Origin of the sequence: Paramagnetospirillum caucaseum, from assembly GCF_000342045.1 — a bacterium.
GTDB classification, from domain to species: domain Bacteria; phylum Pseudomonadota; class Alphaproteobacteria; order Rhodospirillales; family Magnetospirillaceae; genus Phaeospirillum; species Phaeospirillum caucaseum.
Window position 1 is genome coordinate 1 of the sequence record NZ_AONQ01000102.1, and the last position, 12,171, is coordinate 12,171.

Consider the following 12,171-nt stretch of genomic DNA (forward strand, 5'->3'; position numbering starts at 1 on the left):
CCTAGACCGAACCCCTCAACGGAACCCCAGAAGGGGTGATCTGATTGTATCGAACATTCCTGGCCGTAAGGTAGGCCATTACAGCCCGCCAAGGGAGTTCGGCCACCGCAGAGGGGCCAATCAAGACGTCATGGAATCCAAGGTCCTGGCGCAGGTCGCGATCATCATTCTTGTAATCGACACTTAGTTGGACCTTCAGGTAGGGAATAATCGTACTGCGGCCTGCGCGGAAGCCCATCCGGTCCCATGGCAGGTTGCCGTTGTACACCATGTCGTAACTCTCGGAGAGCATTCGCCATTCGCCTTCATCCTTGAATGAAGGATGTTTTAGAATCGGGCCAATGTCGCATAGATCCCGGAAGAATGAGCGTGCAGCCTCTTCGGGGCTAAATCTAGAACCGCCCTCGATTGCAGCGGTTACCTCAGCTATGTGTCGCTCACAGAGTTCAGTGATTATCTGAACCTGCTGCTCTCTGTCGTAGATGCACTTGACCAAGCGCATGTGGTTGCATTCGGCAATCCGAGAGAGTTTAGCCGGTGCGAAGCAGACAGCCATCCCCGAGTCCCCACCATACCCTCGCCATTGGCTTAGTAAGTCTCTCGACTCAGTGAACGAGATGGAGAATATATTCGCATACTGAGAGTTGTATATCCCGCCACGGAATATGCCTGCAATTTCTGTGGAGTGCTTGTGCCCCCTAAGTGCGTCCTCGACGACTTCATTGACGATGTCGCCTGCATAGACCAACTCTTTGGTGTCATTCATATAATATATATCTGTCGCCCAAAACATCATGCTATCGACTATACCGAGGAACCCGGCGATCGTCGTGTAATGATAGAGATCTGATTGCGGTGATGCCGACAAGTGTTCTTGAAGCGTGCGCATACCGGCCCCGGATTATGAAGTAGTATAAGGAGGGTGATGCAGCCCAGGCTTCTCGGCAACAAGGAACTTCGCCGATTGCGGTGACACTCCCGACCTCGCCAGCAATTCTGCTAGACATCCGCTTTTAGCACCCGGCCCCGACCCAACGAAAAGACCGCCCTGGGCGCGAACCGGCTACGCCCCCAGCAGCTTCAGCTTTTCCGCCGTCACCAGGGTGATGCCCTTTTCCGTGCGGTGGAAGCGGGCGGCGTCGAGCGCCGCGTCCTCGCCCACCACCAGCCCGGGCGGCACGACGACGCCCTGGTCGACGATGCAGCGCCTGAGGCGGGCGTGGCGGCCGATATCGACGTTGGGCAGGATCACCGCGTCCTCGACCACGCAGAACGAGTTGACCCGCACGTTGGAGAACAGCATGGAGCGCCGCACCACGGCGCCCGACACGATACAGCCGCCGGCCACCAGGGAATCCACCGCCATGCCGCGCCGGTTGTCGGAATCGAACACGAACTTGGCGGGCGGCGATTGCGGCTGGTCGGTCCAGATGGGCCAGCTCTCGTCATAGAGATTGAGCGCCGGCGTCACCGTGGTGAGGTCCATGTTGGCCTCCCAATAGGCGTCGATGGTGCCGACGTCGCGCCAGTAATGCTCGCGCGCCCCCTCATGCATGACGCAGGAATCCTGGAAGTGGTGGGCGATTACCCGGTGGCTGCCGACCAGGGCGGGGATCAGGTCCTTGCCGAAATCGTGGGTGGTCGCCGCCGCCGTGGAATCCTTGTGCAGCAGGTCGAACAGCAATTGGGCATTGAAGATGTAGATGCCCATGCTGGCCAGGGCCTTGTCGGGATGGCCGGGCATGGGTTGCGGATGGGCCGGCTTCTCGTCGAAGCGGACGATGCGGTCGTCGTCGTCCACCGCCATGACGCCGAAGCCCCTGGCGGCCTCCAGCGGCACCTCGATGCAGGCGACGGTGACGTCGGCTCCGGCCGCCAGGTGGTGGGCCAGCATCTTGCCGTAGTGCATCTTGTAGACGTGGTCGCCGGCCAGGACCAGCACGTGCTCGGGCCGGTGGGCGCGGACGATGTCCAGGTTCTGGAACACCGCGTCGGCGGTGCCCTTGTACCAGTTCTCGCCCTGGGTGCGCTGCTGGGCGGGCAGCAGTTCGACGAACTCGTTGAACTCGCCCCTGAGGAAGCCCCAGCCGCGCTGGATGTGCTGCAGCAGGGAATGGGCCTTGTACTGGGTCAGTACCCCGATGCGGCGGATGCCGGAATTGATGCAGTTGGACAGGGTGAAGTCGACGATGCGGAACTTGCCGGCGAAGGGAATGGCCGGCTTGGCATGCCAGTCGGTGAGGTCCATCAGGCGCGAGCCGCGCCCGCCCGCCAGGATCAGCGCCAGGGTCTTGCGCAGGCGGTCGTTGACCTCGATGTCGATGGCGGTGCCGCGATCGGTGGGATCGTACATTCATCACCCCTTGGACGTTCTTCGTTGGGAATGACGGTGCCACATTCCCCCGGACGGTACAATCGCAGGGGGCGGGAGGCGGCCATGTGGCGGCACGGCGTCTCTCGACGGCGGCGGTAATCCGGGATAGGCTGAACGTAGGAGTGCTTCAACCTCCGGGACGGGGTTCCAGATGCGCGTGCTGTTCGCTTCCTCAGAAGTGTTTCCGCTGGTCAAGACCGGCGGCCTGGCCGACGTGTCGGGGGCGCTGCCCGCCGCTTTGGCCGAGTCCGGGGTGGATGTCCGCATCCTGTTGCCCGGCTATCCCGACGCCATCAAGGCGGCCGGCGCCAAGAAGGTGGCCGGGCCGCTGGGCGACCCCTTCGGCCTGGGGGCCGAGGCGGTGCTGCTCTCCGGCAAGCTGCCCGACAGCGGCGTTCCCGTCTGGCTGGTGGACTGCCCCGCTTTGTTCGAGCGGGCCGGCGGCCCCTACCAGGATTCCCAGGGCCGCGACTGGCCCGACAACGCGCTGCGCTTCGCCCTGCTGTCGTGGACGGCCGCCCATCTGTGCACCGAGGGCAGCCCGGTCAAGTGGCGGCCCCAGGTGCTGCACGCCAACGACTGGCAGACCGGTCTGGCCCCGGCCTACCTGCACGCCTGGAATATGCCCCAGCGCCCGGCGACGGTGTTCACCATCCACAACATCGCCTATCAGGGCCAGTTCCCGCCCGACATGGTGGCCCGTCTCGGCTTTCCGCCCGGGATGTACGCCATGGACGGGCTGGAATACTACGACACTCTGTCCTTCCTGAAGGCCGGGCTGTTCTATGCCGACCGTATCTCCACGGTCAGCCCGCGCTATGCCAAGGAGATCCAGAGTCCGGCCTTCGGCTGCGGCATGGACGGGCTGTTGACCCATCGCGCCGCCGACCTGTCCGGCATCCTCAACGGCGCCGATTACCAGGTGTGGAATCCGGCCGCCGATCCTCATCTCGCCCATCCCTACGCCCTCGGCGACGCGGCGGGCAAGGCGCGCAACAAGGCGGCGCTGCAGGCGGAACTGGGCCTTGCCCCCGATTCCGAGGCGCCGCTGATGGTGATCGTCAGCCGCCTCAACGACCACAAGGGCATGGATCTGGTCCTGGCGGCGCTGCCCAACATCCTGAAGCTCGGCGCCCAGGTGGCGGTGGTGGGGACCGGCGACAAGCCCCTGGAAGACGGGTTCCGCGCCGCGGCGGCCGCCCATCCCACCCAGGTGGCGGCCCGCATCGGCTATTCCGAATCCCTGGCCCACCGCATGATGGCGGGCGGCGACATGCTGCTGATGCCGTCGCGCTTCGAACCCTGCGGCCTGACCCAGTTCTACGCCTTCCGCTACGGCACGGTGCCGGTGGCCCATGCCACCGGCGGGCTGGCCGACACCCTGGTGGATTCCGGCTACGACACCCTGATGACCGGCAAGGCCAACGGCTTCGTGTTCGAGCATTCCAACGTCGGGGCCTTCCAGTGGGCGGTTGAACGCGCCGTGGGCCTCTACGCCAGGAAGGACCAGTGGGCCCGCATCGTCAAGGCCTGCGCCGCCCAGGATTTCTCGTGGGGCCGCTCGGCGGCCTTGTACCTGGATCTTTACAAGTCGCTGGCCGGCAACGGCGGCGGCAAGGGAAAGAAGAAGACATGAGGAGCCAAGGGGGCGAAAGTCCCCGCCCGGCGCTTGAGGGGCTGACAAGATGACGGAGTTCGTTCTGGTCGCCGACATCGGCGGCACCCATGCCCGTTTCGCCCTGGTGGGGGCGGACGGCGAGGCGATCAATCCGGTAGTCCTGCGCTGCGCCGATTACGAGGGGCCGGCCCCGGCCATCAAGGCCTATCTTGCCGATCAGGCGGGGGGGGCGGCCCCGCGTCGCGGCGCCTTCGCCGTGGCCTCGGTGATCGACGGCGACCGTATCGAGCTGACCAATTGCCCCTGGCGCTTCTCCATCGAGACGACGCGGCAGGCCCTGGGGCTGGAGCGCCTGGAGGTGATCAACGACTTCACCGCCGTGGCCCTGTCGGTGCGTCACCTGAAGCCCGGGCATCTGGTCGCCGTCGGCGGCGGCGCGGCGCGGCCCGGTTCGCCCGTGGCGGTGCTGGGGCCGGGCACCGGGCTGGGGGTCTCGGCGCTGGTCCCCTCGGCCTCCGGCGAGTGGATTGCGCTCGACACCGAGGGCGGCCACGTCACCATGGCCGCCGCCACCGAACGCGAGGCCCGCATCCTCGAGCGTCTGCGCGGCCAATTCGACCATGTCTCGGCCGAGCGGGTGCTGTCGGGGCAGGGGCTGGTCAACCTCTATCAGGCCATCGCGGCGCTGTCGGGGCATCAGGCGGTGTTCTCCACCCCCGACGTGATCAGCAAGCGCGGGCTGGACGGTTCGTGCCCCATCAGCCGCGAGGCGATGGAGACCTTCTTCGCCATGCTGGGCACCGTGGCCGGCAATCTGGCCCTTTCCCTGGGCGCCAAGGGCGGGGTGTTCGTTGCCGGCGGCATCCTGCCGCGCATGGCCGACGCCTTCCGCCTGTCGTCCTTCAGGACGCGCTTCGAGGCCCATGGGCGGTTCCAGCCCTATCTGGCCGGGATTCCCACCTGGCTGATCGTCCATCCGCTGCCGGCCTTCGTCGGGCTGGCGGAGTTGGTCAGGGATCGCGAGAGCGCATAGCCCCATTCCGTCCCGGCGCTTGCATTGCGGCGCAACATGCGTGATATCTGAACTATCAAGGCATGTTCACGAGCCCCTCCCATGTTGGTGTCCGCGTTCCGTACCGGTGAGTTCGACGGCATGGCGCCCCGCCGGGACGCGGCGGTGCTGCGCATCTGCGATCCCACCGACCCGTGGCGGGACGAGGGGCGGGGGCTGGCCGCCGCCGGTTGGGGGGCAACCCTGACCCTGGCGTTCTGGGACATGGATGCCTCGGCGCTCGGTGTGAAGGGCCGCCTGATCACCCGACTGTGGGGCCGCCACCGCGCATTGTTCGAGACCCTGGCCGGGCGGCTGTTCGGCTCGGACATCCCCTGGCGGCCGTTCATCGCCGCCGATGCCGCCGACATCGCCGCCTTCGCCGATCCCCTGGCCGATACGGGGGTCAACGAGGTCCTGGTGGTCTGCCGCAACGGCCGTGGCCGCTCCGGCACCGTGGGCCGCTGGCTGGCCCGCCGCCTGGGGGCGCGCTTCGCCGCCAGCGGCGACGAGCGCGAATCGGACCATATCCGCGAGATCCTGGACCGGGTGGCGGGCTCGGCTCCCCTCCGCGTCGAGCCGACCTTCACCCAGGCGGCTTGAGTTAGGGCGACTTCGGCGGGATTCGACTTCCCAAGACTTCAATCTTGGTTTCGACGCGGTCGATCCTGTTCAGCGTTATGTTCTGGAAAATAGCCACTACCCCTATGACCGCAAGGACCAGGGTGATGAGTTGCCATGTCGTGGGCATGGCGGCGGAGCGTCCTTTGAACTCTCCGAAATCGCTCTGAATTCGACCCAGGACAGGCTCCATGCGGCCGAGGATCGACTTGACCTCGGCAACATCCTTTTCCAGCCGTTCCACGCGTGCGACGAGATCGCTCATACCACCATCATGGCCGCCGCCGCCCGAAGTTTCAAGGGGACCACCGCCGCCTGGGAATGGAACGATTGTTGTCATAATGGCTTCTCTCGAATAGCCCTGATGTAAGTCTCAATAATGTCACGATCAAAAAATTTCGTATTCCCGCAGTTCATGCATGTTATTTTATAATATGCGAATAAAATTGGCTGTAACGCATTGAAGTTGCCGTTGCTATCAAATGCACCCAGCAGGCTGGCCTGGGATTGGTGGTCTGAGCCAAATCCCCATCGTTCGCCATCGCAACACTCACATCGTGGGTGCTTCCAGAACTTGCTGATATAATTATTTAGTTCGCTATGCGAGATCGGTGGAGAAATTAGGGTCATGAAATCCTAGTTCTGATAACCGATGCGATCGCCAAATGATCGCTGTAGCTCGCGTGATCCGCAAGCCTTTCCTTTGTGCAAGGCGGCCGTGTCCTGAATGGCTCCTAATCGGCTGGAATCCGAATCGGTTCCGGGGTACACAGAGCCTTCCGTTCCCCCTGCGTGAAGGCAACGCCCTTGAAAGCCGCCGTCATCGTATTCCCCGGCTCCAATTGCGACCGCGACGTCGCCGTGGCGCTGGAAGCAAGCATGGGCTCCAAGCCCCTCATGGTGTGGCACCGCGACACCGTTCTTCCCGACCTGGACCTGATCGTCGTGCCCGGCGGCTTCTCCTACGGCGACTACCTGCGCTGCGGCGCCATGGCGGCGCATTCGCCGATCATGCGGGAGGTCAAGGCCAAGGCCGAGAAGGGCACGCGGGTGCTGGGCATCTGCAACGGCTTCCAGATTCTGACCGAGACGGGCCTGCTGCCGGGCGTGCTGATGCGCAACCGCAATCTCAAGTTCATCTGCAAGGACGTCTTTCTCCGGGTTGAGAACGCCGATACCGACTTCACCCGCAAGCATACGCTGGGTGACGTGGTGCGCTATCCCATCGCCCACGCCGAAGGCAATTATTTCGTCGAGCCCGAGGCCTTCCGCGCCATGGAGGGCAATGGCCAGGTGGCGTTCCGCTACTGCTCCAAGACCGGTGACGTCTCCGACGCCCACAACCCCAACGGCGCCCTGTCCAACGTGGCCGGAATCTATAACGAGGCCAAGACCGTGCTGGGCCTGATGCCCCATCCCGAGCGTCTGGCCGAGGATCTGCTGGGCGGGTCCGACGGCAAGACGATGTTCGATTCGCTGGTGGAGGCGCTACGTTGAGCAAGATTACCCCCGAAGTGATTGCCCAGCACGGCATCAAGCCCGACGAGTACAAGAAGATCCTGGAGATCATGGGCCGCGAGCCCAATCTCACCGAACTGGGGATCTTCTCGGTGATGTGGTCCGAGCATTGCTCGTACAAGTCGTCGAAGAAGTGGCTGAAGACCCTGCCGACCAAGGCACCGTGGGTGATCTGCGGTCCGGGCGAGAACGCCGGCATCATCGATATCGGCGACGGCCAGGCCATCGTCTTCAAGATGGAAAGCCACAACCACCCCAGCTTCATCGAGCCCTACCAGGGCGCGGCCACCGGCGTGGGCGGCATCCTGCGTGACGTGTTCACCATGGGGGCGCGGCCCATCGCCAACATGAACGCCCTGCGCTTCGGTGATCCCTCCCACCCCAAGACCCGCCATCTGGTGGCGGGCGTGGTGGCCGGCATCGGCGGCTACGGCAATTGCGTCGGCGTCCCCACCGTGGGCGGCGAGACCAATTTCCACCCCAGCTACAACGGCAACATCTTAGTCAACGCCATGACCGTGGGTCTGGCCGACAAGGACAGGATCTTCTATTCGGCCGCCGCCGGCATCGGCAATCCCGTAGTCTATTTCGGCTCGAAGACGGGCCGCGACGGCATCCACGGCGCCACCATGGCCTCGGCCGAATTCGACGAGAAGTCCGAAGAGAAGCGCCCCACCGTGCAGGTGGGCGACCCCTTCACCGAGAAGCTGCTGATCGAGGCCTGCCTGGAACTGATGGCCACCGACGTTATCGTCGCCATCCAGGACATGGGCGCCGCCGGCCTGACCTCGTCGTCGTTCGAGATGGCCTCCAAGGGCGGCCTGGGCATCGAGATGGACCTGGATTCCGTGCCCATGCGCGAAGAGGGCATGAGCGCCTACGAGATCATGCTGTCCGAGTCCCAGGAACGCATGCTGATGGTCTTGAAGCCCGGCCCCGAGGCCGAGGCCAAGGCCAAGGCTATCATGGACAAGTGGGAACTGGACTTCGCCGTGGTCGGCGTGCTGACCGATTCGGGGCGCATGGTGCTGAAGCGCCACGGCGAGGTGGTGGCCGACCTGCCCATCGATCCCCTGGCCCTGGCCTCGCCCGAATACGACCGTCCGTGGACCGCGCCGGCCAAGCGCCCGGTGGTGGAGGCCAAGGACGTGCCCCAGCTCTGCGTCGCCGAGGCGCTGAAGATTCTGGTGGCCTGCCCCGATCTGGCGTCGAAGCGCTGGATCTACTCCCAGTACGACCACATGGTCATGGGCGACACGGTGGGCCGCCCCGGCGGCGACGCCGCATTGGTGCGTATCCACGGGACGACCAAGGCGGTGGCCATCACCACCGACGTGACGCCGCGCTACGTGCTGGCCGACCCCTACGAGGGCGGGCGCCAGGCGGTGGCCGAGGCCTACCGCAACCTGTCGGCGGTGGGGGCGCTGCCCATGGCCATCACCGATAACCTCAATTTCGGCAACCCGGAAAAGCCCGAGATCATGGGCCAGATCGTCGAGGCCATCCGCGGCATGGGCCAGGCCTGCAAGGAGCTGGACTTCCCCGTGGTGTCGGGCAACGTCTCGCTCTACAACGAGACGCAGGGCAACGCCATCCTGCCCACCCCGGCGGTGGGCGGCGTCGGCCTGCTGGAGGACGTGGCCAAGTCGGCCACCGTGCCGTTCAAGAACGCCGGCTCGTCCATCGTGCTGATCGGCGAGACCAAGGGTTGGCTGGGGTCGTCGCTCTACCTGCGCGAGATCGCCAAGCGGGAAGACGGCGCTCCGCCGCCGGTGGCGCTCCACCGCGAGCGCCGCGCCGGCGAACTGGTCCGCCAGCTGATCGGCGACGGTCTGGTTCTGGCCTGCCACGACGTCTCCGACGGCGGCCTGCTGGTGGCGGTGGCCGAGATGGCCATGGCCTCCGAGGGCCGGATCGGCGCCGTGCTCGAGGCTCCCCACACCCTGCCGCTGCACGCCTGGTGCTTCGGCGAGGACCAGGGCCGCTACGTGCTGGAAGTGTCCGACAACGACCTGGCCAGCGTGCTGGAAGAGGCGGTCGAGCACGACACCGCCGCCCGGGTCATCGGCAAGACCGGCGGTCCCGTCATCAGCGTCGGCGGCCGCGCCGTGCCGGTCTTCGAACTGGCCGAAGCCAACGAAGGCTGGCTGCCCGCCTACATGGGCGAGGAGATGTCGGGCCACTGAGGGCCCGGTTATCTCTTTCCCGGCGAAACGAGGGCTCCTTCATCCCCGGCGGGTGGGGGAGCCTTCCTTTTTGCGGGAAACCCTTCCCTTTCTGGGGACATAGCGCTGTTGCGACCGCCAAAGCGGCCCCGTATTGTGGGCGCGGAAGGGGAGCATTAGGAAAGACACGCCATGCCCATGGAAGCCAATGAGATCGAAGCCCTGATTCGCGAGGGCATTCCCGACGCCAAGGTCATCATCGAGGACCTGCGCGGCGACGGCGATCACTACTCCGCCCTGGTGATTTCCGAGACGTTCCGCGGCAAGAGCCGCGTCGCCCAGCATCAGATGGTCTTCGCCGCCATGCAGGGCAAGATGGGCGGCCAGCTGCACGCCATGGCGCTGCAGACCGCCACGCCCGACGCCGCTCCCGATTTCGCCAAGGACTAGGCCGGCGCGCTTGCGCCACGGCGCGACGCTGCCTACATCTCAACCACGATCCGTCACGATCATTTCCGAGGAATTTCCACCGATGACCAATCCCGTTTTCGACCGCATCCGCCAGGACCTCTCCGAGAACGATGTGGTGCTCTACATGAAGGGCACCCCCATGTTCCCGCAGTGCGGCTTCTCCGCCGCCGTGGTGCAGGTGCTGACCAATCTGGGCGTCAAGTTCAAGGGTATCGACATCCTGGTCGATCCGTCCCTGCGCGAGGGCATCAAGCAGTTCACCAACTGGCCGACCCTGCCGCAGCTCTATGTGAAGGGCGAGTTCGTCGGCGGCTGCGACATCGTGCGCGAGATGGCCGAATCGGGCGAGCTGAAGCAGCTGATGGCCGACAAGGGCGTCGCCGGCGCCTGAGCATCGGCTTCCCCAGGAACAGGCGGCCCGGAAGCGATTCCGGGCCGTTTTGCTTAGGGGATGTCCCTGGCGTAGACCCCGAGGGCCGACAGGCCGCTTTCCAGGTCCTCGATCTCGAAGCATTTGCTCATGACCGATTCGGCGCCCTGGGCGATCCAGCCCTGGTGCCTGCGCGGGTCCTGTGATCCGGTCATGACGATGACCGGAATGCTTTTCAGCAACGGATCGAGCTTCATGTAGATCAGCAGTTCCGAGGCGTCCTCGCTGCCCACCTGGCCGTCGAGCATCACCACGTCGGTGTCGCCGCCGCCCGTCCGTTCGATACGGTCGTTGAAGTGGTCCACTGCGCCGTCGATGCTGTCGACCCAGGTCACGGCGCAGTCGAAGACCTGCGCTCCCAGTGCGAATTGCTGCAGTCGGGCGTCGGCCACATTGTCTTCGACGATCAGCACCTTGAGGTGTCGCACGATGGCCTTCGCCGAGAGTCCAATCGGTGTTCAGTATAGCCGAAGCTGTTTGTGCGGGAAAGTTTCTCGGCCTTGAACCAAAGAACAACGGCCCGGAGTTGCCTCCGGGCCGTATCGTCTCGCCGAGGGGCGAACCTTAGCGCGAATAGTGCAGCTAATGCGAGCATTGCACTGTTTATGCTGCACTTTTTGCGCCATAAAAGCTGTCAGTCTCATACCTGTTATAGCCCAAACGTAATGCCGTAATCTACCACCTTTGCGCCGTCAGCCTTTCCGCAGCATGGCCAAGCGATCCTTTTTTGCAATGGCCAGGGCCTTGTCCAACTCGCCTACCTGCACAGCTTCCATCAGCGTTTCAATAACGCTCGCAAGCTGCTCCTTCGTGCCAGCCACCACCGCAGTGTTCTCGCCACTCAGTTTCAATGGCCGATTACCATAGCGCAGTTCCAGCAGCCAGTTGCCGTCAGTGTCCTGCCAAAACCACTGGCGCAGCCGCTTGCTGCGCTCGTATCCAACACGCTCGCCGTTCTCGTCCGTCTTGTATCGCGTTTGTTTCACCGTAAACGCCGTGCCGTCCAGCATGGCCTTAACCAAGCCAAGCTGTTCCGCCAAGTTTCCAAGCACCCGCTGCCGCGCATACTGTTCCGCGCTCAGTTTCTCGGTCTTGCGCGTCGCAGTGGTCAGTTTCAATTTCGCAAATGCAGTCATGTTGTGTACTCCAAGCAGTTCGCTTGCAATACAGTACTGTCTGTGTTGTGCTATCAGTGACCGATATATCTGTAAGTAACTGTAATCGTTGTCCTATGCAGCGTATTTTCATATAATGTAGCGGTACTAAACCTGATCTGATTTTCGGCGGTCGGTTTATATTATTTCAGCCGACAAGCTCCGCTCGTCGTCACACAGCGCAGTTTCAACTGCGCTGTGTGTAGGTAGCTCCCCAAGTTGCTTTGCTGCTGCTATGGGCGTTTCCGACGTTTTGCGTGGATCAAAGTGGAGGAGGTGAGTGCAATGCGTTTTGCGGATCGCGCCCCAACTTACGTCACGTAAGTTCGCCCCCATGTCGTCCAGCGACGTGTCGTGTTACACGACAACATCGGCCAACATACAGCATGTATGTTCGCCCCCATGTCGTTCAGCGCCAGGGACGTGTCGTGTTACACGACAACATGCTGGACGTGGACGCAAATCAGCACCGTCCCACCATCACGCTGTCCCAAATTCGCCCACTCAGTTTCTCCAATATCGCCGCGTCCTTGCCGCGCTGTTCCGCTTTTGCCCTGACCAATGCCTTCGTCAAATTTCCAGCCAATGTCAGCATCGTCCGCAGCCCCGCTTGCCGTTGCCGCGCTTTCATGCTGCCATAATAGCTCCGATCACGTCCAAGCCACTTTTTGCTAAAGTCGTATTGACCTTCGGTTAAGTTGTTGGTTTTTAAGGTTATATATGCGTTTTGTAATGCGTTCATAATGCCTCCAAATATTTTTTTGAATTT

Annotated in this window: 13 protein-coding genes; 7 read left to right on the plus strand and 6 right to left on the minus strand. The window is 63.4% G+C overall.

The genetic code is table 11. From position 1 onward, the window contains the following. Position 1: 1 nt before the first annotated feature. Entirely contained in the window at positions 2-889 is an 888-nt protein-coding gene (locus tag H261_RS21335) for a DUF2971 domain-containing protein (protein WP_008621841.1), read from the minus strand. A gap of 174 nt (positions 890-1,063) precedes the next feature. Then, on the minus strand, positions 1,064-2,353 hold the full coding sequence (glgC, locus tag H261_RS21340) for a glucose-1-phosphate adenylyltransferase (RefSeq protein WP_008621843.1): 1,290 nt from the start codon (positions 2,351-2,353) through the stop codon (positions 1,064-1,066). A gap of 172 nt (positions 2,354-2,525) precedes the next feature. Here glgC and glgA point away from each other — a divergent pair, with 172 nt between their 5' ends. The 3 genes from glgA (at position 2,526) to H261_RS21355 (ending at position 5,646) form a co-directional block, all read left to right on the plus strand. Then, entirely contained in the window at positions 2,526-4,010 is a 1,485-nt protein-coding gene (gene glgA / locus H261_RS21345; protein ID WP_008621844.1) for a glycogen synthase GlgA, read from the plus strand. 49 nt (positions 4,011-4,059) lie between these two features. Further along, positions 4,060-5,025 carry a glucokinase gene (gene glk, locus H261_RS21350; protein ID WP_008621846.1) on the plus strand — a complete coding sequence of 322 codons (966 nt, stop codon included), beginning with the start codon at positions 4,060-4,062 and terminating at the stop codon, positions 5,023-5,025. A gap of 81 nt (positions 5,026-5,106) precedes the next feature. Then, positions 5,107-5,646: a hypothetical protein gene (locus H261_RS21355; protein ID WP_008621848.1), complete on the plus strand. Its 540-nt coding sequence runs from the start codon at positions 5,107-5,109 to the stop codon at positions 5,644-5,646. A gap of 1 nt (position 5,647) precedes the next feature. On the opposite strand, the gene H261_RS21360 is transcribed toward H261_RS21355, so the two are convergent. After that, positions 5,648-5,929 (minus strand): hypothetical protein, encoded by a 282-nt coding sequence (locus H261_RS21360; protein ID WP_008621849.1) that lies wholly within the window; start codon positions 5,927-5,929, stop codon positions 5,648-5,650. A gap of 542 nt (positions 5,930-6,471) precedes the next feature. On the opposite strand from H261_RS21360, the gene purQ reads away from it, so the two are divergent. The 4 genes from purQ (at position 6,472) to grxD (ending at position 10,209) form a co-directional block, all read left to right on the plus strand. Further along, entirely contained in the window at positions 6,472-7,161 is a 690-nt protein-coding gene (gene purQ / locus H261_RS21365; RefSeq protein ID WP_008621851.1) for a phosphoribosylformylglycinamidine synthase subunit PurQ, read from the plus strand. Next, positions 7,158-9,368, plus strand: a complete 2,211-nt coding sequence (gene purL / locus H261_RS21370; RefSeq protein WP_008621853.1) for a phosphoribosylformylglycinamidine synthase subunit PurL — start codon at positions 7,158-7,160, stop codon at positions 9,366-9,368. Before purQ ends, purL begins: the two co-directional genes overlap by 4 nt. A 171-nt stretch (positions 9,369-9,539) precedes the next feature. Beyond that, positions 9,540-9,797 (plus strand): BolA family protein, encoded by a 258-nt coding sequence (locus H261_RS21375; RefSeq protein ID WP_008621855.1) that lies wholly within the window; start codon positions 9,540-9,542, stop codon positions 9,795-9,797. 82 nt (positions 9,798-9,879) lie between these two features. Next, entirely contained in the window at positions 9,880-10,209 is a 330-nt protein-coding gene (grxD, locus tag H261_RS21380) for a Grx4 family monothiol glutaredoxin (protein WP_008621857.1), read from the plus strand. A gap of 53 nt (positions 10,210-10,262) precedes the next feature. Here the strand turns inward: grxD and H261_RS21385 are convergent, their stop codons facing one another. The 3 genes from H261_RS21385 to H261_RS24195 all read right to left on the minus strand — a co-directional run. Next, entirely contained in the window at positions 10,263-10,676 is a 414-nt protein-coding gene (locus H261_RS21385; protein WP_161625062.1) for a response regulator, read from the minus strand. 264 nt (positions 10,677-10,940) lie between these two features. Continuing rightward, positions 10,941-11,384 carry a hypothetical protein gene (locus H261_RS21390; protein WP_008621864.1) on the minus strand — a complete coding sequence of 148 codons (444 nt, stop codon included), beginning with the start codon at positions 11,382-11,384 and terminating at the stop codon, positions 10,941-10,943. 481 nt (positions 11,385-11,865) lie between these two features. After that, a partial coding sequence (locus H261_RS24195) for a DUF6626 family protein (protein ID WP_235063009.1) occupies positions 11,866-12,171 on the minus strand: 306 nt, incomplete at its 5' end.

Bases quoted from the DNA above. Each gene is read 5' to 3' on its own strand.
- glgC (WP_008621843.1), bottom strand. From the start codon at position 2,353: ATGTACGATCCCACCGATCGCGGCACCGCCATCGACATCGAGGTCAAC.
- glk (WP_008621846.1), top strand. From the start codon at position 4,060: ATGACGGAGTTCGTTCTGGTCGCCGACATCGGCGGCACCCATGCCCGT.
- H261_RS21390 (WP_008621864.1), bottom strand. From the start codon at position 11,384: ATGACTGCATTTGCGAAATTGAAACTGACCACTGCGACGCGCAAGACC.
- H261_RS21360 (WP_008621849.1), bottom strand. From the start codon at position 5,929: ATGAGCGATCTCGTCGCACGCGTGGAACGGCTGGAAAAGGATGTTGCC.
- H261_RS21355 (WP_008621848.1), top strand. From the start codon at position 5,107: ATGTTGGTGTCCGCGTTCCGTACCGGTGAGTTCGACGGCATGGCGCCC.
- glgA (WP_008621844.1), top strand. From the start codon at position 2,526: ATGCGCGTGCTGTTCGCTTCCTCAGAAGTGTTTCCGCTGGTCAAGACC.
- H261_RS21335 (WP_008621841.1), bottom strand. From the start codon at position 889: ATGCGCACGCTTCAAGAACACTTGTCGGCATCACCGCAATCAGATCTC.
- grxD (WP_008621857.1), top strand. From the start codon at position 9,880: ATGACCAATCCCGTTTTCGACCGCATCCGCCAGGACCTCTCCGAGAAC.
- H261_RS21375 (WP_008621855.1), top strand. From the start codon at position 9,540: ATGCCCATGGAAGCCAATGAGATCGAAGCCCTGATTCGCGAGGGCATT.